The organism is uncultured Roseobacter sp. (assembly GCF_947501835.1).
GTDB lineage: Bacteria > Pseudomonadota > Alphaproteobacteria > Rhodobacterales > Rhodobacteraceae > Roseobacter.
Genome location: NZ_CANMXR010000007.1, coordinates 47,090 through 69,503, shown reverse-complemented (window position 1 = coordinate 69,503; position 22,414 = coordinate 47,090). Strand labels below are relative to the sequence as shown.

Here is a 22,414-nt window from a genome sequence, read left to right as displayed (position 1 = left end):
TCATCGACTGTGTGAGGGGCGCTGATGACTGCTTTCCGCGAACCTGGATGCCGCCCCTTGCGGCGGGGCCAGATTAGCGGTTTTCAGCTGGCTTGGCCATAGGGCGACGCCGGGGTACCGCGCCTGTCATTCATAATAGGCCTTGGCCTGAGGATGCTCTTTGAGTTGTTGCGGTCGGTAGGGCTTCATCTCCCCCGAATGCGACACCTGCTCTGCCTTCAAACGCTCTGCCACCGAGGGATGCAGCGGAAAGAAACCATCCACGACCCGGGGCTGTGCGACCCATTTCTTTTTGAAAGGTCCGATCTCGATCATATAGGTTTCATCATGCTGCATACCCAGCGGATCAGGCGTGACAAAAAGCTTATCTTCATTGATCTGCACATCCGGCACACAGTCTTTCAACTCCTCCAGCATCCAGTGCAGCGCGATGTCGCTCAGCCGCGATTCCGGCTCCGGATAGCTGCCGCCAACATCGCTGTGACACCCCGGGAACCAGACCTGCTTCAACCACGCGGGCGTGCGACCCGCAGTCTTTTGCGCCTCCGCCCGCATGGCCCATTTCACCCGCGGGAAATCCCGGCGATGCTCATCAATCGCCAAGGCATGGCGGGCATGCTGCACATCTGAATCAAGCCATTTATCGTAGTTTTTGCGGTTCCAGACCGCGTGGTGCCCGTATTTCCAGATCGAGGGCCAATCGCGAATGTTGGTCACTTTGAGCGGATTGTCCTCATCCGGCGAGAAATACTTGAACTGCGACCAGCGCAGTTTGGCATATTGAAACAGGATCACGCCCAAAACGATCGCCAGCAGGCTGCACCACGCCCAATGAACCGACGTCAATATCATCAAGACCAGCGACACCGCCAAAGCGGCAATAGCCGCCAGAGCCACAAATAACACCACGCCGTTCCCCAGGGCGGCCACGGTATCAAAAACCCCGATGAAATGAGGCTGCACATTGCCCTGGACGTCGTGCTCGGCATCCGGCACGAAACTGCTGTATTTGCGACGAAACCTGCGCCCCAGTTCCTCGCGACGGGTGTAGTAAGGCTCCTGCCCACGCGCATATCCGTTGCCGTGATTGTAGACATAGTTCACCGCATCGCTGGCGATCTTGCGCAACCTTGGCCCATGGCGCGGGACCGGCGATCCATCGGGCATTTGCGTCGGGATACCGCAGAGGTTCATCACATTGGCGACCGCCCGTACCGTATAGGCTCCCCGCGAAAAGCCAAAGAGCAGCACTTTATCGCCCGGTTCGTAATAGGAGATGATCTTCTCATAGCAATCGATCACGTTTTCATCGATACCCGTCCCGATGGCAGCGGATATGACATTACGCATCCGTTCGACAGTGAACCGCCCGACCTCGCCCGCACCAAGCCCGGGATCGTAGTAACAGACCTGTTCAAATGGGCTGATCGCGGAGGACGGCCCCGGGCGCATGGCGCGGTACATCTTGTAAATATTGGACAGGCGCTGATCCGGGCGAAGCCCCCCCACCTGCCCCGTACCATCTGAGAAAATAAGGATATTTTTTGGCATCATGGTCTCAAAGAGGACTAAATAAGGTGACTATTCACGCAGAGCGTGTCGGGGTCAAACGAACAATTTTTTACGAACGGCGCGCAGCCAGCACCATAGGTGCTTTTACGCACATCTACAGCTTCTCAGGGCATTCAGGGATTTGTCCTGCGGGCGCGAACTGAAGCCCTGTCTTTCATCACTTGAGGGCAGCAAGGATAACGGCGAGGCTTGCTAGGTTTGCATACAGTGCATGTCGCAATCACGAAGATTGTAGGAAGTTCCTGTTTCAGCGCAGATGGGCTTTCAGAGTTTGGTAACGCGTCGGTGATAGCCCGACGGAGATCAAATCCGCACCGAAGGGTCGCCAAGTCCGCAGAAAATACCCCGAACTTCGCCCGGTATTTCTGACCAGTTTTAAGGAATATCACCATGAAAAAGACGTTCGATGGCATGAAACTGGGGGTCAAGCTACCTGTCATAATGACCTTGCTGGTCGCCATTACGATCCTGGTGATGGCAATCGCAAACGCATCCGTGACCCGGAACATCCTGTCAAAAAATGCCGTTGAAACGCTCGAAAGCATCGCCCTGATCAAGGCCAGTCGTGTTAATACGCTGATGCAGAATATTGATCGCGACATCCGGCTGCGCGCGGGCATGCCGGCCACCAGCCAAGCGCTGATTGCCCTCGCGGACGGATACGATTCACTGGAGAACGCGCAAGAAACCCTCCAACGGGTTTACATCACGGAAAATGAACACGCGCCGGAGCAAAAGGATCAATTGGTCAAGGCGGACACGGGTTCCAGTTATGGTTTCATCCACGCAATCTACCATCCGACATTCGATCAGTTGCAAAATGAGATGGAGTACTACGACATCTTTCTCTTCGATACCGAAGGCAATCTTGTCTACAGCGTGTTCAAGGAGAGTGACTTCGCCACAAATATGCTGACGGGTGAGTGGCGCGATTCCGGGCTTGCGCAAGCCTATCGTGGGGCAATGGAGATCGGTCCCACAGATCCATCTGTATTCGTGGATTTCTCGCCATATGGTCCGAGCAATGACACGCCCGCCGCTTTCATTGCGCGGCCCGTCTTCAATGAGCAGGGTACTTTGCTGGGCGTTTTGGCGTATCAAATGCCGATCGGTCAACTCAACGCAACCGCCGGTGCGCTGGAGGGCCTGGGATCAACCGCGGACGGTTTCATCGTGGGCGACGATGGTCTCATGCGGACGGATTCCATACAATCCGAAGTGATCGATATCCTGGTCACATCTGTCGAGCACGAAGCGATCACCGATGGTCTGGAAGGCGGTTCCGGCCTGTTCCAATCCGTGGGGCACACGGGCGGTCAGGTGATGGGATACTATGCCCCGATTGAGTTCAACGGCACCCGTTGGGTTTCGGTCGTGCAGCAGGATACGGCTGAGCTTTTCTCGGACATGAATTGGTTCCTGAAGCTGGCAGCCCTTATGGCCGCGGTGATATTTTTGGTCGTTTTGGTCATCTCCATCTTCTTTTCCCGCAGCATCTCAAAGCCGGTTCAAAAGCTGACCGCCTGCGTGAACGAGGTCGCCAATGGCAATCTCTCGACGAAGGTGCCGGAAACGGATCGCGGCGATGAAGTTGGCGAATTGGCGCGCGCAACAGAAGTCTTCCGCCAGAACGCTCTTCAAATGGAAAAAATGAATGAGCAGCAGCAAGCCGCAAACGAAAAGATGGCTGAGTTGAGTGCTGAGCGCGAAAAAGCCGCGGAGCGCGAGATCGAGCTGGCCCGCGAAAAAGAAGAAGCGGATCGCGCTGCTGCTGCGGAGCGCGATGAGATGATGCGCAGTCTCGGCAGTTCCTTCGGCCAGGTGGTCGATGACGCGCTTGCGGGCAGATTTTCGAGCCGTGTCGCTTCCGATTTCAACGACGAAACCCTGATCGAATTGGCAAAAAACATCAATCTGCTCATGGAAACCGTTGATAATGGGCTTGCCCAAACCGGCGCGCTCCTGGGCCGGGTTGCGACGGGCAATCTGACCGAACGGATGGAAGGAGAATTCCATGGCGCCTTTGCTGAGCTGCAGCGCAATGTGAATGAAATGATCGACTCGCTGACCTCTCTTGTCGGCGAGATTTCCGAAAGCGGCGTGACACTGACAAGCTCATCCAACGAGCTGCAACAGACAGCAGACGCCTTGTCACATCAGGCCGAGCAAAATGCCGCTTCGATTGAAGAGACCTCCGCCGCACTGGAGCAGCTGTCTGCGAGCATCAAACAGGTCAACGGCAATATCGCAGACGTCAGCACCAATGCGAAGGAAGCGAGAAACACCGCTTCCTCAAGCGAGCGCATCGCGGCGGAGGCCGCCACATCCATGGACCGCATCGCAGAAGGTTCCAAAGAGATCGCACGCGTGATCAGCGTGATCAATGACATCGCATTTCAGATCAATTTGCTGGCGCTCAACGCCGGGGTCGAGGCTGCGCGCGCCGGCGAAGCAGGCCGTGGATTCTCGGTTGTGGCCTCTGAAGTGCGCCAACTCGCGCAAAGGTCCAGCGATGCCGCGAAGGAGATCGCGGATGTGATAACACAAAGTGATGCCGCCGTTGCCGAAGGCGTGGTCAATGTCGCCAGCGCAAAAGACTCGCTGGAGGATATCGCGAAAACAGTGATCAATATTTCCGAGAGCGTCGATGTTGTGAAGACGGCTATTTCGGAGCAAGCAGCTGGCATCAATGAGATAAATTCCGCAGTGACACAAATCGATGGCAATACGCAGAAACAGGCGGCTGCTTTTGAAGAGGTCACTGCGTCGAGCCATGTGCTTGCAAAAGAAGCGCAGGAGCTTCGCGCGGCGACAACACGGTTTCAGGTAGCGGGTGTTAAAAACATTGTCGCGATGCGGGAAGAGCCGAAAATGGCGGTTCCCGAGAAATCAAAGCCCCAGGTTCAAAAAGCGGTTGGCGCCGAAGATTTTGATGGTTGGGATGAATTCTGATCCGCCGCTTTTTCTAAAATAGGTATGGTTGTGACCTCAACCGCTTGTCGCCAAATATCAATGCACCGATTGCAAGAGATGCCTTCGCAGAAGTGTCTGGCTTGGTCTACAGATGCTCGACAGGCTCCGCTTCGTTGCCAAAACAGGCTAGGCCTCAGCGGTGGGATAAGTTGGCAAAGGCGAGGTAGGCCGCACCGAATTGACAGGCCGGTTTCCCGGCCTGTCGTTATAGGAAATTACTTTCCCCAGATTTTTGAATAAGCATCACGATATGGGCTGTCGGGATCAAATGAGTTGCTGTCGCCCAGTTTTGCCAACCCCTCTTCCGTTACCAAAGCCGGCGAAGTGACGTAGCCGGAACATGGCTCATTTTGAATGGCCCGGTTCAATTCATCTACCAGCTGCCACCCCTGCAAATTCAAAGGTTCGGCAACTGTGATGGTCTGATACTGGCCACCGCGAATACGTTGGAAGGCTGCCTCGGACCCATCGCCCGCGGACCCGGCTTTCGGCGATCCATCGCCCGGGATACCCGCGGCGGCAAGAGCCGGACCCATGAAGTCAAAATAGAGGTCATTGATGGCCAAAGCATGCGTCCAACTTGCACCATGTTTTTGCAAGAGGCTGGTTGTCAGGGGGCCCATGCGTGTCGACGTATCCGCAATCGGTGTGTCGACATATTCCAGTACCGTGCCCCCCATCGCCTCGATGGTCTCCTTGATACGATCCGCTTTATCGATGGCGATCTGATAGGTTGAATCGGTGAAAATCACCGCCCCGACGCCATCGCCGCCATCTTCCATCGCCCATTTCGCGGCCACTTCGGACACGGTCATCGCATCGGTGGATACATTTGCGAAAATCCCACCCGGCGCATCACAGCCAATTTTGGGTCCGGAATGCCAGGCCACCATTGGGATGCTCGCCGCGACAACGCCCTCAAGGGCCGCCTGTTGCTCAACCGCATCGAAGCCATTGATCACAATACCATCAGGCTGCAATGCAAGCGCCTGACCAATCGCGGCGGTGCGCCCCTGAACCGAGCCCGCGCCATCAAGCACGCGCACGTCCCATCCAATCTTTCCCGCCGCCTCTTCAACGCCATTTGTGACGCCAAGAATGCCGCCGTTTTTCAGATCGCCCGCAAGCACCACAATGGTCTTGCCCTCCGCCGCTTGCGGGCCAGTGGTTGGCCCGTCGAAGGCCGTTTCCGACAGCGCGGGGAATGACAGTGTTGCAAGCATGGTACTCGCAAGTAGTGTGTTCAGAAATGTTCTTTTTTGCATGGTTTCCTCCCAGTTTTAAAATCTTTTCAACGTTTTGCAGCACCCTTACGCCGCTGCGCGTATCCGGCAATGCCAATGGCAATGAGCAGGGTCACCCCGTTGAACAGCGGCTCGACCCAGAACGACCCGCCAAATTGTTGAATGCCGGAAATGCCGACCGCCAGAATGGCAACACCGACAATTGTGCCCCAGACGTTCACCCGTCCGGGTTTGATTGTGGTGGAGCCCAGAAAGGCGCCGACAAGTGCAGGCAACAGGAATTCCAATCCAACCGACGCCTGACCAATGCGCAGTTTTGCCGCCAAGAGCACACCCGCAAGCGCCGTCATTGTGCCTGATGCCACAAATGCCCCGATTACGTATTTACGCGTCGGGATGCCATTGAGCTGTGCCGCGCGCTGATTGGCGCCGATGGCGTAAAGATAGCGACCAACCGGCGTGTATTCCAAAACCACCCACATCACGAATGTGATCGCGATCAAATAATATCCGGTGATCGGCAGTCCAAAGACAAAAGTGGTGTTGAGCGCATAAAAACCGTCCGGCAAAACGCCGACCATCTGGCGGCCCCCGGTGTGCCAAAGTGCCAGTGCATAAAGGACTGTGCCCGTCCCGAGCGTCGCGATGAAGCTGTCGATCTTTGCGACTTCAACAAGCAATCCGTTCAAAAAGCCAGCCACTGCGCCAAGAACCAGCACGACCGCAACGGCAATCGGCCAGGGCAGGCCCAACATGGTCTGCAGGCTGATGGCCAGAATGTGCCACAACACGATGCCGTACCCGACCGTCAAGTCAATCCGCCCCGCAGCCATCGGGATCATCGCCCCAAGCGACAACAGCGCAATGATGGCTTTGTCCGAAATGATCGCCCGAAGGTTCAGCATTGTCGGGAAGGTGTTCGGCAGCAGGATGGAAAAGAGCACGATGAGAAGCACCGTCAGGATCACAAGACCATAGACCGGCAACAGGCGCAGCAGCCGCTTGGTCCGGCTGAGGTCCTTCATTTCGGCGCGGGTGGGCTCAAGCGCGCTGGATTCAAGCGATTGCATTCGGGTGCTCCTTTTCCGAAGCGATATTGCCGGCTGATGCCGATTGAATAAGGTTTTCCGTGGTCAGCCGAGTGCCGGTCAGTTCTTCGACCAGTTTACCCTGGCTGAAAACGATGGCGCGGTGGCAAATCGTTGCGATCTCTTCGAAATCGGTGGACACGATGAGAATGCCCACCCCCTTGGCCAGCGCCCGGTTGAGCAATGCGTAAATCTCTGATTTCGCGCCCACATCTACACCCGCGGTCGGATCCTCGCAGATTAACAGTTTCCGTTCCGTCGCAAGCCAGCGTCCGATAACCACTTTTTGTTGATTACCACCGGAAAGCGCTTCGATCGCCAGCGTCGGATCATTGGGGGAAAGGCCAAGGTCCGTGCCGATTTTTGCCGCATCATCTGCTTCTTTTCCCGCCGACAGCAGGTTCATCAATCCGCGCCCGATGGCCGCCGGGTTGAGGAAGGTATTCTCCCGAATTGTCAGGTTCATTGCCACGGATTCCTCGGTGCGGTCCCTGGCCACCAACCCAATCCCGGATTGCAACGCCGATTGCGGGGAGCTCAGATCGGGCACCTCTCCCAAGAGGCGTACCTGACCGCTATGCTCTGTCAGCCCAAAGAGCGCCCGCGAAATCACTTCGTGGCCTGCCCCGCGCAACCCGACCAGACCGATGATTTCATTGTGCTTCAGCGTGATTGTAAGCGGACCAACCGCCCCGACCGTCACGTCCTGAAGATGCAGAATTTCATCACCCGGCGCATCCTGTGCCTTCATTGTGGCGCGTGTCTTTCGGCCAACAATCTTCTGGACCAGCTCTTCCGGCGTTGTGTGCTCGATGCGCCGGACACCAACCATGATCCCATCGCGCAACACGGCGACGCGGTCCGCGATCCGAAAAATCTCATCCAGGCGGTGGCTGACATAGATCATGCCAACGCCCCGTTCGCGCAGGGGGCGCAGCGCTTTGAACAGTCTTTCGACCTCATCGGCGGGCAACGACGCTGTCGGTTCATCAAGCACCAGAAATTCGCTATCAACCGCCAGCGCACGGGCGATGGCCACCAGCGATTTTTCCGTGCGGGTCAGGTCTTCGACACGGGTGGTCGGATCAAATTCGCAATCGACCCTTTTCAACGCGTCGACGGCAAAGGCTTCGACATCGTGCCAGCGGATCAACCCGCTGCGGCGTGAATACCCCAGAGCCAAGGCAATGTTTTCCGCCACCGTCATCCACTCAATCAGCCCCAGATCCTGGTGGATGAAGGCAACTTTCTGACGTTCGCCAAACCCTGCGGGCCTGTGCTGATAGGCATCTCCGTCAATCAGGACACGGCCTGCATCCGGTTGATGAATGCCCCCCAGAACCTTGATCAAGGTGGACTTGCCCGCGCCGTTTTCCCCCAAAAGGGCGACGATCTCTCCGCGTCCGACAGACAGCGACACATCCTTCAGCGCATAGGTGCCGCCAAAGTGCTTGTCGATCCCATCAAAGAAGAGACCCTGGTGCAGGTTGTCTGTCATTCTTCCTCCCGAAACGCACATTGGCGCCGACGTCCGCGTAAATGCTCACATCCGTTGAGTTACCCGTAACGTTGTGCCATGGTCATCGCCAAAGGCCAAAACTGTCAAGCGAAAAGTTACCGGTAACGTAAAATCATCTGATATGGACGATAAACAGAATAAAAACAGTAAGATAAACCTCTCTGAGGTCGCCAAAGCGGCGGGTGTTTCAAAGATGACGGCCAGCCGTGTGTTGCGGGGTGAAGGCGGATATTCCAAGAAAACCGAAGCCAAGGTCATGGCGAAAGTGGACCAACTTGGCTATCTGCCCAATCGCCTGGCGAGTGTTTTCGCAGGAGATCAGAATTCGACATTCATCGGCGTGTCGATCCCCGATCTGGGCAATGAGGTCTTTGCCCAGGTGCTCGAAGGCATTGACCGAAAGCTGGGCGCATTTGGTCATCAGACCGTTTTGGGCCTCACGCAGCATGCCGCAGAAGAAGAGGAGAAATGGATCCGCACCGTGCTGTCCTGGCAACCCGCAGGGCTGATCCTGACCGGCAGATCTCATTCGCCACGGTCCTATGACATGCTGCGCAACGCGGGCATTCCCGTCGTGGAAATCTGGGATCTGAATTCCAGCCCGCTCGACATGAGCGTGGGCATCAACCACTTTGATTGCGGTTTTGATGTGGGCAGGTTCGTGATCAGTTGCGGTTACAAATCAGTTGGTTTTGTTGGGACCTCACACGACACTGCAAATGCGGCAACGGCCCGTCTTGAAGGGTTTACGAAATCGATTGAAGACGGGGGCGGCAAAGTCACAAAACAGTTGTGTCTGCATGATACTGCGAGCTTTTATCCCGGTTTCTACGGCACAGAACAGCTGCTGGCATCTGATCGCAACGTCGAGTGCATCTTTTACCAAAACGACTCGATGGCCTTTGGCGGTTTGCAATATTGCGAGCAAAACGGGCTGGATGTGCCCAGCGATATTGGCATCGTCGGTTGGGGCGATCTGGCCGTTGCGTCCGTGCTGAAACGTCGGCTGACCTCCGTGCATGTGTCCCACCTGAAACTCGGGCACGCGGCCGCTGAAATGATGATCGCGCGGCTCTCCGGGGAACCGGTACCTGCCTGCAAGGACATCGGCTTTCACTTGATCCCAGGTGCCACTGTGCGACAAAGCATCCTGTAGTGCAGCCCAGTCGGCGCGCGGACAAGGAGAGGCGGACATCATGCCAATGGAAACCTATCTGATCTATCTGGCGGCGGTGGCGGTGTTCTTTGCCACCCCACCCGACACCAGCCAACTGTTGATCGTTTCAAACAGCATTCAACACGGGCTACGAAAGAGCTTGTACACCATCGCCGGTGACCTGACCGCGAACTGCCTGCAGATGACCGGCGCCGCCTTTGGCCTGGCCGCGATCATCGCCACATCAGCAACCGCATTCATCTGGATCAAATGGCTCGGCGTGGCCTATCTGGTGTGGATCGGGGTGCAATTGATGCGATCAAAGGATCAGCCCTCCGATGTCCGCGCCAATGCGTCACCTGCGCGGTTGCGGCTTTACCGACAGGGGTTTGTGACCTCGATGGCCAATCCATTTGCCGTGGTTTTCTTTGGCGCATTGTTCCCCCAATTCATCGACCCAACGCTGGCGGTACTGCCACAACTCTTTATCCTCGGGCTCACCTATATCGTCATTGATGGCGCTATTTTAGTGCTTTGGGGATGGCTCGGCATCCGGTCGGCAACGGTGCTGAGACGCTTTGCTTCAGGATTGGTGAACAAGCTGTGTGGCGGCCTGATGATTGCCGCGGCGGCGTTACTGGCCTCCAAGGATTTCCAGCCGCAGCGGTGAAGCGGATGCTTGACCGCGACCAAAGTAAGGGGGCGACTCATAAGCGCGACCCGCCCACGAGCGTCCCTTCAAACCGCGAGTAAAACGCGGGTTTTCGATGTCAGCGCAGTGTTGCTTTGACCCTTCGTGGTGCGTGACAGCTTGCGCTTTGCCCACCGCTCCCACAAAATCCAAACGGACCAGTAAGGCATTGATTTCTAGACTTATCGGGCATTCTGCACAGCCTGGGCAGCACTGTCATCTCGCTGGCACTAGCCGGCACCCCGACCGCTGACTGCCCTAAGCAACCCCAACCCCAGATTGAAAAAACGGCCATTCTGTGCTATGCAATGATCACTTTTTAGCAAAGTTATTTTTTGTTCGGAGTTATAGTTATGCTTTTATTTTCAAGGCGTTTTGCGCCAACAACTTTGTTGTGCCTGTCGTTCTTCCTCAGCAATACCAGCCTGTCTTATGCCCAAGGCGCCGGGTGCGAAGGGTTGCTTTTGTCCACATCCGAAGACTTCACTATGCAGCAGTCGGAGGGACCGGACGGCAACCCGATTGTCTCCGATGGCGACCTGCTGGCCTTTAACGGTGGCACCACCACCATCTGCCGTCGCAACCGCGATCTGCTGCAACGGTTCGACATTCCGCGCGTCGATTTTGGGCTGGATGCCGTGGCAGCACTGGACCGCGAGCGCGAGATTTTGGCGTTCTCCACCGAACTTGACGATCCAAACGAGCAGTTTGGGGCGGGTGATCTGATTTTCACAACCGGTCTGGTGATCCCAAACTCCGCGCTCACGCAGCGATTTGATCTGCGACATGACATCGGGCTGGACGCGGTCAGCCTGCTGGGGCGTCCAGCCGGGTGGCGCGAATTCATCGAAAAAATGGGCAATGTGTCACGCCGCGAGTTGCAGGCGCAGCCGCAGATCGTGATCGAACTGCTGGAGGCTTTTGAGCTCGACATTCTGTTTTCCACAGAAGGCACAGCCCCAACGGTAACAGCGCCCGCCTTCATCGATGGCGATCTGTTGTCTGTTCGCTCGGGCACGATATTCCGGTCAAATCAAACACTGCTGCCGTCGCTTCCTGCGGGCATCCCTTCAAAGGGCGTGGATTTCGGGCTGGATGCCTACACCTTTGGCGTTGACCCGGAAACCGGCGGACCATCCGAGTTGATGTCGTCCGAGATCGATATGCGCGCCGAAGGTCTCTATACCGATGGTGACGCGTTGCAGCCTGGTCCGACCTTGCGGTTTCGCAATGAGGTCCTGTTGAAATCGCTGCTACCCGCGAGCTTTGATCTGGGGCTTGATGCCCTGCATCTGACGGCAGGGGAAATTGCCTGCGGTGCCCCCTCCATCACGCGGATCAGTGGCGTCGACATCACCGACATCATCGGCGGTGTCGCGCAGACACCCGGGTTGTCGGACCGGCCATTTGGCGGATCGCTGCGGATCCAGGGCGCGATGCCCACATGGCTGGAATGTCCGATCCTGCCGCAATACGAGTTCCGTATCGAATTGAACGATGGCTCCGGTTTTCCGGCCATCGGCGATCCCAATACGCTGGCCGTGCCCACAAACTGGCGTCGGCAACTGGATGGCAACCCGTCCCCGATCATTGATTGCGCACCCTCGGCAAGCAATCCGCGCCAGCTTTATCAACCGGATGGCAACGGGTGGTTCAACCTCGCCGACTATCGGCGCTTTGATGAATGCGGCGAGGACGCGAGCCTCGCTGTTTGGAACTCCAGCGCCTTTGCCGCAAGCGTCGAAGCGGGCGATCCACCGGTCACGGTGCAGTTTCGTCTGGTGATGCGCGAGGTTGGCAGCGCGGTGCCCTTCTCCGTCTCTGCGGTTGAAACGGTACGGTTGGACAACAACACCTATGCCCTGCCCGCCAGCAAGGATATGCCTCTGACGGGTGACGTCTCCATGACGCTGGGCGTTGCATCGGGATCGGACGCCCAGGTCAGCGATTGTGACGTCACCGCAGGATCAAGCGACGTCATCCTCGATCTGCTTGGACGCGCCCGGGATCAGCACTTCTGGCGCTACACCCTGCGCTGGACCGGTGGGAATGTGGTGGGCTGGCAATCCATTGCGCCCAATGACCGCGACGGCGGTGGCGTTGTGCAGCCTCTGGATGCCGTCTTTGACAACGACGGGTCGGACAGACCGCAAATCAGCCTGGGGGGCACCGTGCCCGGCAACGCCACAAACGTGCTGCTGTCCGAGTTCAACATCACGCAGGCCCATATCGCGGCAACCGGTGGTCAACCGCCCATCGAATGCGGCTACGCTGTGGAAGTCACGGCATGGGACCGCACGATTGTCGGCAGCTTCAACGCGCCCAACAACATTTTCGGCACAACCACGCGGCGCGTGTCCTATCCATTGGCATTCTGCTTTCAGCCCGGATAGCCCTTGATCCGAAACATAAGATCGCGCCCCGGCACCCGCCGGGGCGTTTTCGTTTTGAATTGAAGCTTGGCCGCGATCTTGGCACTGATGGTCCGGGGAGATGATTTATGCCCAAGAACCCGAAGGCGCCCGCGCTGAACATCCTGTTCGTCATGTATGACCAGCTGCGTTTTGACTATCTGTCCTGCGCCGGGCATCCACATCTGCATACCCCCAATTTCGACCGCGTTGCGAAGATGGGTGTCCGTTTCACCAATGCCTATGTGCAATCCCCGATCTGTGGCGCGTCACGGATGAGCTTTTATACCGGGCGCTATGTCTCTTCGCACGGCGCGCAGTTCAACGGCTTTCCCCTCCGTGTTGGCGAGCACACGATGGGCGATCACTTGCGGCGCGCTGGCATGTCCTGTGCCCTGATTGGCAAAACCCATATGAAAGCCGATGACGCAGGCATGGCCCGTCTGGGGATCGACAAGGACAGCATCATCGGTGTCCGTCAGTCGGAATGCGGGTTCGATCCCTGGGTCCGCGATGACGGGCTCTGGGGTGCGGGACCCGATGGGCTCTATGATGAGAAGAGATCGCCTTACAACGAATATCTCAAATCAAGGGGCTACCCGTCAGAGAACCCCTGGGCCGATTTTGCCAATGCGGGCATTGATGCTTCAGGTGACAAGGCGACAGGGTGGATGTTTGCCAATGCCGATCGACCCGCCAACATCCGTGAGGAAGACAGCGAAACCCCCTGGCTGACGCGCGAGGCCATTGAATTCATCAAACAGGCCGGGGACGGCTGGTGCGCCCATGTCAGCTACATCAAACCGCACTGGCCCTACATCGTGCCCGCGCCCTATCATGACATGTTTGGCCCGGACCATGTGCAAAAACCGGCGCGGCACGCCATGGAAAAGGACAGTGCACATCCGATCTATGGCGTCTACATGCGCAGTAAGGTCTCACAGGCGTTTCAGCGCGACGACGTGCGCGACAAGGTCATTCCGGCCTACATGGGCCTGATCAAACAATGCGATGACCAGCTTGGCGTCCTGCTTGATTTCCTCGATGACACCGGACGGATGGAAAACACGATGATCGTGCTGACCTCCGATCATGGCGATTATCTGGGAGATCACTGGCTGGGGGAAAAGGAACTGTTTCACGATCCCAGCGCCAAAATCCCGATGATCCTCTATGATCCACGGCCCGCGGCTGACACGACACGCGGCACCACCTGCGACGCACTGGTCGAGGCGATTGATCTGGCACCAACCTTCGTGGAAGCAGCAGGTGGTGCGGTCGCGGATCATATCCTGGAGGGCCGCTCACTGCTGCCGTGGCTGCGAGGCGAGACCCCGGAGTGGCGCGATTTCGTGATCAGCGAATTCGACTACTCCCCCACCGCGCAATGCGCGCAGCTGGGCCTCGCACCCCGGGATGCCAGGCTCTTCATGGTTTTTGACGGGCGCTACAAGCTGATGCATGCCGAAGGGGGGTTCCGCCCCATGCTCTTTGATCTGCAAAAAGACCCTCAGGAATTTGACGATCTCGGAAAATCCAACCGACATCAGGAGGAGGTTGATCGCCTTTATGGGTATTTGGCGCAATGGGGTCGGCGATTGTCACAACGCACCACCAGGTCTGACGCTGACATCGAAGCCTCTCGCGGGGCCTCCTTGCGCAAGGGGATCCTGCCATTTCTGGTGGATGGCACAGAAGTGCCCGAGGAACTGACCGCCCTCTATCGCGGCAAGGCGGGCAAGTCCTTTGTTGAAGACTGATCCGCTATTTCAGTGAATGCGGTTTGGGATGATGGGGCGCATGACACGCCCCCGAAGGACGACGCAAACTCAGGCGCGCGCACTTGCCCTGGCGGTTTGAAGCGCCTCGAAAAGCGTTTCCCGGTCGCCAATGTGGTTGGCGAGCACAAGGATCAGCCGCGCGTTGAGCGCATCGCTTTGCGCCTTATCCAATCCTTCATGTGCCGCCAGCAAGGCGTCGTAAAAGTCATCCGGATCGGCAATGTTTGGTGTCAGGTTCAGCGTCATCCCCCTGCTCCCCGTGTCAAGGCCAGGTCAACGGCGGATCGGAGCGCCTCGGCATCGCACTGCGCCCACCGGGCCGCCACATGTTGATCGGGGCGGATCAGATAGATCGCCGCGCCGCAAGCTCCAAGATACCGCTGCGCCAGCGCGCCGGTCGGGTCGTCCTGATCCGTCATCAAGGACACTGTGCCGATGCTAACCCCGCCGACATCAGATATCTCCGGGACCTCTGCGTTCAGCGCCAGGACCGTGAACTGACCGGGCAGACGGTCCAACAAATGCCCCTGTTGCAAAGGCGCATCGACACATGGTGCGCCCGGGCGGGTCATCTCGGGACCCGCCAGCCCATCCGGTCCGTTCAGCGGCATATCATCGTAAACGCAGGGCACTGATAAACGCCCGGAATTCACCAGCGGCCGTGCAAAAGCGTGATCGCGGGCAAGATCCAGCACCGCATTGCGGAAAATCGCGCTGATCTCCGTTTTGGGCGTCAGGAAATCCGTCGCGCGGGTGGAGTTGAGGATGTTCTCATCCGCGCCATGCACCCGTTCCGCCGAATAGCTGTCGAGCAACCCATCAGGCGCCAATCCTTTCACCACCAGATCGAGTTTCCATGCGAGATTGTCGATATCCTGGATGCCGGAATTCGCGCCCCGCGCCCCAAAGGGCGAGACCTGATGCGCGCTATCGCCTGCAAAGAGCACATTGCCATGGCGAAACTTCGTCATGCGGCGACATTGGAAGGTGTAGATGGACGTCCATTCCAACTCGTACTCAGCGCCTTCGCCGAGCATGGCATCGACCCGGGCGCGGATTTTCACCGGGTCCAGTTCGGCTTGCCTGTCAATGTCCCACCCCAGCTGGAAATCGATCCGCCAGATGTCATCCGGCTGTTTATGCAAAAGTGCGGATTGCCCGCTGTCCTTGAACGGCGGCTCGAACCAGAACCAGCGCTCGGTAGGAAACTCCGCGGTCATTTTGACGTCCGCGATCAGGAAGTTATCCTCAAACACCCGCCCGTCAAAGCTGAGGCCCATCATGTCCCGGACCGGGGACCGCGCACCGTCACAGGCCACCAGCCAATCGGCCTCGATCTGATAGCGCCCATCGGGCGTATCGACGTCCAGCACCACGTGATCCGCGTGCTGCGTCAGCCCGGTAACGGCATTGCGCCCGCGAATTTCAATCGGCGCGCCCTGTTCTTGGGCCGCGCGGATGGCATCGACCAGAAATTTTTCAAAATAGGGTTGTTGCAGGTTGATGAAGGCGGGCCGTTTGTGCCCGGGTTCCGGTTGCAGGTTGAACTCGAACACCTTGTCGTCACCGTGAAACACTTTGCCAACGTTCCAGACAACGCCCTTGTCCACCATGGGCTGGCCTGCCCCCAAACGATCCGCGATCTCCAAGGTGCGTTTTGCAAAACAGATGGCACGGCTGCCCTGCCCGACCCCTTCATGGTCGTCCAGCACCAGCACCGGCGTGCCCTTTTGACCAAGATCCAGCGCGAGCGCCATGCCGATCGGCCCGCCGCCGACAATCACAACCGGATGACGAACCGCCGCCGCGTCTTGCGCCGACACGCGGGCGTAGGGGTAGAGTTTGAAGGCAATATCATATCTGACATCCACCACGGCTGGCCTCCCTTGCCTGCGATCAGCCCTGCAGGGCGGCCCACATTTCCAGATCGCGTTCGGCGGTCCAGATGCGCGGGGTATCGATGCCGCGCGCCTCATCATAGGCGCGGGACACATTGAACGGCAGGCAGTGCTCGTAGATCGCATAGTCCTTGAACTTCGGATCGCAGGCTGCCCGCACGGCGTCCCACGCGTCTTTCAGCGCGCCACCGCCTGCGGCGACACGTGCTGCGGGCCGGTAGGTGCTGTCGACAAAGTCGCGGGTCGAGGCAATGGCCCGCGCCACCGCGTCACGCCCCACCAGCGCATCCCCGCGGCCTGGCGCAATCGCGTCCACATCATAGGCCTGGATCGCATCCAGTGTGGTGCCCCAATCGCTAAAATGTCCGTCTCCACAATAGCATGCGGAGTGATCTTCAACGATATCTCCGGTGAACATCACATTCTGATCCGGCACATGGATCACCGCATCGCCGGCTGTGTGCGCCCGGCCCAGATGCTTGATGTCCACCCGTCTGTTGCCAAGGTAGACCGTCATACTGTCACTGAAGGTCGTTGTCGGATAAGTCAGACCAGGGATGCTTTCGTGCCCTTCAAAGAGACGCGGGAAGCGCTGGAATTCGCTGTCCCAATCCTCTTGCCCGCGCTCGACCACCATCGACCGAGCCGCATCCGACATGATGATCTGATCGGCGCCATAGGCCGAGGCACCCAGCACGCGCACAGCATGATAATGGGTCAACACCACATGGCTGATCGGTTTATCGGTGATCCCGCGCAGCTTCTCGATGACCTTGCCAGCCAGGCGCGGGGTCGCCTGTGCTTCCACGATCATCACGGACGTGTCGCCGATGATCACGCCGGAATTGGGGTCTCCTTCGGCGGTGAACGCCCAAAGGCCCTCGCCGATTTCATCAAAGGTGATTTTCTTCTCTGACAGGTCCGCTTGGGACGCGAAGGCCTTGCTCATCTATGTCTCCCTGATCTGGTGCGTGGGCCAGATCTCATTGCAATTCCGGTTCAGGATCTGACAGATTTGATGTGCCGCCCGATCCAGAAGGTCTCAGATTGCTTTAATTGTCGCTTTTGTAACCAACAAGGCCTCGCGCACCCCGGGGCGTCAAATCCGCGAGAAAGCCTGCCTAGACCGATAGGGCGGCGACCGCTTTCTCCACAGCGCGCTGCGTCACGGCAAGATCGTCGTCCGTGACCGCGAGCGAAGGGTAGAGTTTTCCAGGAGACTTAAAGACGCCGTTGTCGCGCAGGACCTTGTTATAGATGGTGTTTATTTCAGCGTCGGAATGCTTTGCGCTGCGATAATCCAGACAATCACGCGCCGTGAAATAGATATCAAAGAGAGTAGGGTCGCCGCAGATCTGATGCGCGATCCCGGCCTTCTGCAGGGCCTCCGACTGCATGGTCTGCAGGCTTTCCCCGGTGTTGCGGAGGTGATCATACACGCCGTCACGGCGCAGCACCTCCATCGTTTTCAGCCCCGCAGCGGCGGCCACGGGATTGCCTGATAGGGTTCCAAGCTGCATCAACCACCCGTCGGCCCCCACTGCCGCCTTGTCGAAATGCCGCATGATTTCGGCGCCGGCCCCTATGGCTGCCAGCGGAAACCCGCCCCCGATCACCTTTCCCAAGGTACAGATGTCGGGCACAACGCCATAGCGCTCCTGCGCACCGCCATAGGCCAGACGAAACCCGGTCACGATTTCATCAAAGATCAGCAGTACATGATGCCGGTCACAAAGCGCCCGCAGGCCCTGCAAAAATCCGGGCAGTGGTGGGATGATACGCTGCAGCGGTTCCACGATGATGGCGGCAATGTCGGCGTGTTCGGCCAGCAGAGACGCCACCGCGTCTAGATCGTTGAAGGGCGCGATGACCATTTGATCGGCGACACCCTGCGGGATGCCGGCGCTATCGGGGACAGCTTGGGGGAAATTGACCTGCACATTGGGCGCGAGGCTCATCTGGGCCTCGGCGCTCATGCCATGATATCCGCCTTCAAACTTCAGGATCTTGTCGCGCCCGGTGACCGCACGCGCCAGACGGATTGCATACATGTCGGCCTCGCCGCCCGAGGTGACAAACCGCACCTGCTCACAACAGGGCACGGCCGCGCAAATCGCCTCGCCCAGTTCGATCCCTTTGGTATTATTGGCAAAAAACGTCATCCCCTTGGGCAATTGTTCCAGCACGGCTTCCATCACTTCCGGATGCCCATGGCCCAACAGCATGGGTCCCGATCCGATCAGATAATCGACATATTCCGTGCCATTTTCATCCCACACCCGACTGCCCTCACCGCGCGCGATGATGATGCCCGGATCAAAATTGCCAAAGCCACCTGCGGGAAAAACCTCTCTTGCCCGGGTGATCCATTCATCCTGTGTCTTGACCTTGAGCATTGCAAACTCCGTCCTTGGAACCGCACCCGGGGCGTTTCGTTATGCCTTACCACCCAGTCCGCACCTCAGGGGATCACCGCGATGTTGCCAGTGTGTTTCTTTTCAACAAATGCCGCCTGCGCCGCGTTGAGTTCCGCCAACGGGTAGGTTGCCGCCAGCATCGGTCGCACTTCGCCCCGCTCGATGTACCCGACCAGATCGGCAAAGACATGCGGCGGCAGGACGGTGGAACCGGTGAAGGTCAGATCCCGCAGGTAGAACGTCCGCAGATCCAGCGCGACGATCGGACCGGCAATCGCGCCCGAACAGGTGTAGCGCCCGCCCCGTTCTAAAACATCGATGACGGTGCCAAAGTAATCGCCGCCAACGATGTCTGCCACGACGCTGACAGTATCCTGACCAATGGCTCTACGCAGCGCGGCCCGCAGGTTCGAGGGCGTACGTGGCAACATCGCTGTCGGATGGAGCGCGGCGATATCGGTATGCTTTGCCTCGCTCGCCAAGCAGACCGTACGTGCCCCGCGCCGATGGGCCAACTGGATCAAAGCAGAGCCGACGCCGCCAGAGGCGCCTGTGATCAGCACCGTGTCGCCTCTGGTGACATTGGCCCGGGTCAACATGCCTTCGGCTGTCGAATAGGAGCATGAGAACGTGGCAAGTTCCGCATCACTCAGATCGCTTGTCACCGCGCGGACATTGCGATGATCGACCACAGTGTATTGGGCAAAGCCGCCATCGCATTCCGATCCGAAATACCCCGTTTTGTCCTTGTTCAACGGGTCATCCCAATCACGCAGCCAGCAATCGACCATGACGCGCCGCCCCATGAGAGAGGGGTCAGCCTGCGCCCCCACCGCCACAACCTCGCCGACCGCATCCGCCCCCTGGACCCGCGGAAAGGTGATCGGCGCCCCACCCCATGAGGGATCCTCCTCCGCAACCTCCTGATAGGCATCACCCGTTGTCGCCTCGGTCACGGTCTTGGAATACCATCCGGATCGCGTGTTCACATCGGTGTTGTTCATCCCGCAGGCGCCCACTTTGATCAGGACATCGAAAGGGCCCGGTTCAGGCGTGGGCCAGTCGGTGTGGTATTCCAAGGCCTCGGGCCCGCCGTGCTGTGTCAGCACATAGGCGTGCATGGTGGTCGGGATGGTCATTCAATAAGCTCCGCTAGGGTATCTTTTCGAGGGTTCAGGGTGTCGGGATCATACGCGGGCGCGCCAAGCACTTTGGCCGCACGCGGCTGTCCGGCGATGAGCACATCAAGATGCGTGCCGGACACCGCCGCTTCTGGTTTGAGGTAGGCGAAGGCAAGGATTTTGCGCGCGGTGTGCCCATAGACGATTGAGGTTATCGATCCGGCAAGCTCACCGTTCAACAGGACCGCCTCGCCGCCATGACCATCATTCACCCCGTCCGGTTCGATTTCCAGATAGCTGCACAGCCAACGCAACGCCGGGCTTTCCGCGAGTGATTGCGCCTTGCCAAGGAACGCCTTGTCCAGAGCCACGAACCGCATCACATCCGCCTCTGCCAGGGTGACTTCGTTGGTGAGTTCTGCCGCGCCTTTGAACCCTTTCTCCATCCGCATCACGTTCATCGCGAAGGAGCCGTAATCTGCCAGTCCAAACGCCTGTCCCGCCGACCAAAGGGCATTGTAGACCTCAAGGCAGGCCGCATTGGGCATGTGAAATTCCCACCCCAACTCTCCCGCATAAGACATGCGCAAGGCCCATACATCATGGCCCGCAATTGATATTTGCTGCGCCGACAACCAGCGGAACCGGTGATTGTCGAGCGGGGCATCGGTGCATCCGGCCAGCACGTCGCGGGCGCGGGGCCCGTTCAAAGACAGCGCCGACCACTCAGAGGACAGCGACGTTACGGTCACGTCTTCCTTCTCTCGGTGCTGCGCCAGATGATCTCGCAACCGTTGTTCGAAAAAAGCGGCGCAGACGAGGTAATATACCCCCTCGCCCATTTTCAGGATCGTCGTCTCCAGCTCGATACGGCCCCGGCGGTTGACCATATGGGTCAGCGTGATGGCACCTGCCTTTTGCGGCATGCGATTGGCCGTCAGGTGGTCGAGGAGCGCATGCGCCCCTACCCCTTCGACCCGCAGTTTGGTGAAGGCCGTGACATCCATAATGCCTGCCCGTTCCCGCACCGCCTTGACTTCCTCGCCGACAATCTCGTGCAGCTCATTGCGCCGGAAGGAGTAATGATCTTGCTGCGCAAGGCCACGTTTTGCGAACCATCGCGGACGCTCGAAACCATAGACCTCCTCATGCACCGCACCCTTGCCTTTCAGCACCTCATAAAGCGGCGATGACTTGATCGGGCGGCCCGCCAGCCGGTTGAAATGTGGAAAGGGTACTTCGTGGCGCAGGCAGTAGTCTTCTTTTGCCTTGATCACCTGCCACGGTTTCTGCGCGTAGCTGCCAAACCGCCGCGGGTCATAGTCTCGCATTGAAATATCCGCTGCACCATGCACCATCCACCGCGCCAGTTCGCGGGTGAGCCCCGGGCCCCAGCCGATCCCGATCTGCGTACCGCAACAGCACCAGTAATTGCGCACGCCCGGCGCGGGCCCGATCAACGGGTTACCATCAGGGGGATGCGAGATGGCCCCGTGGACTTCGCGGGCGATGCCCAGATCGGCAAAGATCGGCATCCGGTTCAGGCTTTCGGCGAGCCACGGCATGACCCGGTCGTAATCTGGGTCAAAGAGCTCATTTTCCGCCTCCCACGGACAGTGATCCTCCCACACCGTGTTCGGGTTCTCCTTTTCATAGATGCCGATCAGGCCGCGCTGCTGCTCCTTCCGGATGTAACCCGACACCTTCTTGTCGTCCCGAATGACCGGCAGTTCCCGGTCCAGGTTTTCAAACTCCGGGACCGGCTCTGTGACAAAATAGTGGTGCGTCATCGAGGTCATCGGCAGTTGCAGGCCGGACCATTCCCCCATCTGGCGCGCATAGGTCCCGCCGGCATTGACCACATGCTCACACCGAATGGTGCCCTGCTCGGTATCCACCCGCCATGCGCCACCCGGATCTTGCGTGATGTTTGTCGCGCGGCACCGGCGGATGATCCGCACCCCCAATTGCCGCGCGCCCGCCGCCAGCGCCATGGTCACATTGGTCGGGTCGACGTGGCCGTCATCCGGCGTGTGCAGCGCGCCCAGAACACCTTCGAGATTGTAGAAAGGATGCAGGGCAGCGACGCGGTCGCGCCCGACGAGCTTGATGTTGAAGCCCAGCGACCGCCCAACGGACAGCGTGTGGCGCAGCCAGTCCATTTCATCTTCGGTATAGGCCAGCCGAAAAGAGCCGCAGCCATGCCATGTGACCGCCTGCCCGGTCTCACGTTCCAACCCGCCCGAATACAACCCGATGTTATAGTCCACGCATTTGCCCAGCCCGAAGGAGCTGGTGGACTGGGTGATCTGCCCAGCTGCGTGCCATGTTGACCCCGAGGTCAGCTCCGCTTTTTCCAGCAGCACAACATCGCGCCAGCCTTCGTGTGCAAGATGATAGGCCAGCCCACAGCCCATTACCCCGCCGCCGACGATCACCACCCGGGCGTGGCTTGGAAAGGCATTTTCCGGCATCGCTGCGTCCTTTTCGAAGGCGGATCCTGAAACTACTCGACAGGCTAAGTATACATATGTACCATTGTC

The 22,414-nt window shown here is 58.4% G+C and carries 15 protein-coding genes; 5 read left to right on the top strand and 10 right to left on the bottom strand.

The window, feature by feature from the left end; translation table 11 throughout:
* Positions 1–126: 126 nt before the first annotated feature.
* A complete protein-coding gene (locus tag Q1A20_RS15200; protein ID WP_299917417.1) occupies positions 127–1,551 on the bottom strand; it encodes a DUF2235 domain-containing protein in 1,425 nt (474 codons plus the stop codon).
* Positions 1,552–1,962: 411 nt separating this feature from the next.
* Here Q1A20_RS15200 and Q1A20_RS15195 point away from each other — a divergent pair, with 411 nt between their 5' ends.
* Positions 1,963–4,524: a methyl-accepting chemotaxis protein gene (locus tag Q1A20_RS15195; protein WP_299917416.1), complete on the top strand. Its 2,562-nt coding sequence runs from the start codon at positions 1,963–1,965 to the stop codon at positions 4,522–4,524.
* Positions 4,525–4,760: 236 nt separating this feature from the next.
* On the opposite strand, the gene Q1A20_RS15190 is transcribed toward Q1A20_RS15195, so the two are convergent.
* Genes Q1A20_RS15190 through Q1A20_RS15180 form a run of 3 tightly spaced genes read right to left on the bottom strand, consistent with a single transcriptional unit; the run spans position 4,761 to position 8,375 of the window.
* Positions 4,761–5,810 carry a substrate-binding domain-containing protein gene (locus Q1A20_RS15190; protein ID WP_299405741.1) on the bottom strand — a complete coding sequence of 350 codons (1,050 nt, stop codon included), beginning with the start codon at positions 5,808–5,810 and terminating at the stop codon, positions 4,761–4,763.
* Positions 5,811–5,836: 26 nt separating this feature from the next.
* Positions 5,837–6,859, bottom strand: coding sequence for an ABC transporter permease (locus tag Q1A20_RS15185; protein ID WP_298970583.1), 1,023 nt, complete (start codon positions 6,857–6,859; stop codon positions 5,837–5,839).
* Positions 6,846–8,375, bottom strand: coding sequence for a sugar ABC transporter ATP-binding protein (locus Q1A20_RS15180; RefSeq protein WP_299917415.1), 1,530 nt, complete (start codon positions 8,373–8,375; stop codon positions 6,846–6,848). Before Q1A20_RS15180 ends, Q1A20_RS15185 begins: the two co-directional genes overlap by 14 nt.
* 142 nt (positions 8,376–8,517) lie before the next feature.
* Between Q1A20_RS15180 and Q1A20_RS15175 the strand changes: the two genes are divergently transcribed.
* The 4 genes from Q1A20_RS15175 to Q1A20_RS15160 all read left to right on the top strand — a co-directional run bounded on the left by Q1A20_RS15175 (position 8,518) and on the right by Q1A20_RS15160 (position 14,414).
* Positions 8,518–9,552 carry a LacI family DNA-binding transcriptional regulator gene (locus Q1A20_RS15175; RefSeq protein ID WP_299917414.1) on the top strand — a complete coding sequence of 345 codons (1,035 nt, stop codon included), beginning with the start codon at positions 8,518–8,520 and terminating at the stop codon, positions 9,550–9,552.
* A 40-nt stretch (positions 9,553–9,592) separates the two neighbouring features.
* The gene (locus tag Q1A20_RS15170) at positions 9,593–10,222 is read left to right on the top strand and encodes a LysE family translocator (RefSeq protein ID WP_299917413.1); all 630 of its coding nucleotides are present in this window, start codon (positions 9,593–9,595) and stop codon (positions 10,220–10,222) included.
* A gap of 374 nt (positions 10,223–10,596) precedes the next feature.
* Positions 10,597–12,636, top strand: a complete 2,040-nt coding sequence (locus Q1A20_RS15165; RefSeq protein ID WP_299917412.1) for a hypothetical protein — start codon at positions 10,597–10,599, stop codon at positions 12,634–12,636.
* Positions 12,637–12,770: 134 nt separating this feature from the next.
* Complete coding sequence (locus Q1A20_RS15160) at positions 12,771–14,414, top strand: sulfatase-like hydrolase/transferase (protein WP_299406616.1); 1,644 nt, start codon at positions 12,771–12,773, stop codon at positions 14,412–14,414.
* A 69-nt stretch (positions 14,415–14,483) separates the two neighbouring features.
* On the opposite strand, the gene Q1A20_RS15155 is transcribed toward Q1A20_RS15160, so the two are convergent.
* From Q1A20_RS15155 to Q1A20_RS15130, 6 genes are all read right to left on the bottom strand, one after another.
* Entirely contained in the window at positions 14,484–14,681 is a 198-nt protein-coding gene (locus Q1A20_RS15155) for a DUF2783 domain-containing protein (RefSeq protein WP_299405754.1), read from the bottom strand.
* Positions 14,678–16,309: an FAD-dependent oxidoreductase gene (locus Q1A20_RS15150; RefSeq protein ID WP_299917410.1), complete on the bottom strand. Its 1,632-nt coding sequence runs from the start codon at positions 16,307–16,309 to the stop codon at positions 14,678–14,680. Before Q1A20_RS15150 ends, Q1A20_RS15155 begins: the two co-directional genes overlap by 4 nt.
* 22 nt (positions 16,310–16,331) lie before the next feature.
* Positions 16,332–17,282, bottom strand: a complete 951-nt coding sequence (locus tag Q1A20_RS15145; RefSeq protein ID WP_299405759.1) for an MBL fold metallo-hydrolase — start codon at positions 17,280–17,282, stop codon at positions 16,332–16,334.
* Positions 17,283–17,454: 172 nt separating this feature from the next.
* Positions 17,455–18,729: an aminotransferase class III-fold pyridoxal phosphate-dependent enzyme gene (locus tag Q1A20_RS15140; RefSeq protein WP_299405762.1), complete on the bottom strand. Its 1,275-nt coding sequence runs from the start codon at positions 18,727–18,729 to the stop codon at positions 17,455–17,457.
* Between the two features lie 65 nt (positions 18,730–18,794).
* Entirely contained in the window at positions 18,795–19,889 is a 1,095-nt protein-coding gene (locus Q1A20_RS15135; RefSeq protein WP_299405764.1) for an alcohol dehydrogenase family protein, read from the bottom strand.
* Positions 19,886–22,345, bottom strand: coding sequence for an FAD-dependent oxidoreductase (locus Q1A20_RS15130; RefSeq protein ID WP_299405767.1), 2,460 nt, complete (start codon positions 22,343–22,345; stop codon positions 19,886–19,888). The genes Q1A20_RS15135 and Q1A20_RS15130 overlap by 4 nt, the downstream gene beginning before the upstream one ends.
* Positions 22,346–22,414: the final 69 nt, after the last annotated feature.

Coding starts and splice junctions, on each gene's coding strand:
- Q1A20_RS15200 (WP_299917417.1), bottom strand. CDS start 1,551: ATGCCAAAAAATATCCTTATTTTCTCAGATGGTACGGGGCAGGTGGGG.
- Q1A20_RS15195 (WP_299917416.1), top strand. CDS start 1,963: ATGAAAAAGACGTTCGATGGCATGAAACTGGGGGTCAAGCTACCTGTC.
- Q1A20_RS15190 (WP_299405741.1), bottom strand. CDS start 5,810: ATGCAAAAAAGAACATTTCTGAACACACTACTTGCGAGTACCATGCTT.
- Q1A20_RS15185 (WP_298970583.1), bottom strand. CDS start 6,859: ATGCAATCGCTTGAATCCAGCGCGCTTGAGCCCACCCGCGCCGAAATG.
- Q1A20_RS15180 (WP_299917415.1), bottom strand. CDS start 8,375: ATGACAGACAACCTGCACCAGGGTCTCTTCTTTGATGGGATCGACAAG.
- Q1A20_RS15175 (WP_299917414.1), top strand. CDS start 8,518: ATGGACGATAAACAGAATAAAAACAGTAAGATAAACCTCTCTGAGGTC.
- Q1A20_RS15170 (WP_299917413.1), top strand. CDS start 9,593: ATGCCAATGGAAACCTATCTGATCTATCTGGCGGCGGTGGCGGTGTTC.
- Q1A20_RS15165 (WP_299917412.1), top strand. CDS start 10,597: ATGCTTTTATTTTCAAGGCGTTTTGCGCCAACAACTTTGTTGTGCCTG.
- Q1A20_RS15155 (WP_299405754.1), bottom strand. CDS start 14,681: ATGACGCTGAACCTGACACCAAACATTGCCGATCCGGATGACTTTTAC.
- Q1A20_RS15145 (WP_299405759.1), bottom strand. CDS start 17,282: ATGAGCAAGGCCTTCGCGTCCCAAGCGGACCTGTCAGAGAAGAAAATC.
- Q1A20_RS15140 (WP_299405762.1), bottom strand. CDS start 18,729: ATGCTCAAGGTCAAGACACAGGATGAATGGATCACCCGGGCAAGAGAG.
- Q1A20_RS15135 (WP_299405764.1), bottom strand. CDS start 19,889: ATGACCATCCCGACCACCATGCACGCCTATGTGCTGACACAGCACGGC.
- Q1A20_RS15130 (WP_299405767.1), bottom strand. CDS start 22,345: ATGCCGGAAAATGCCTTTCCAAGCCACGCCCGGGTGGTGATCGTCGGC.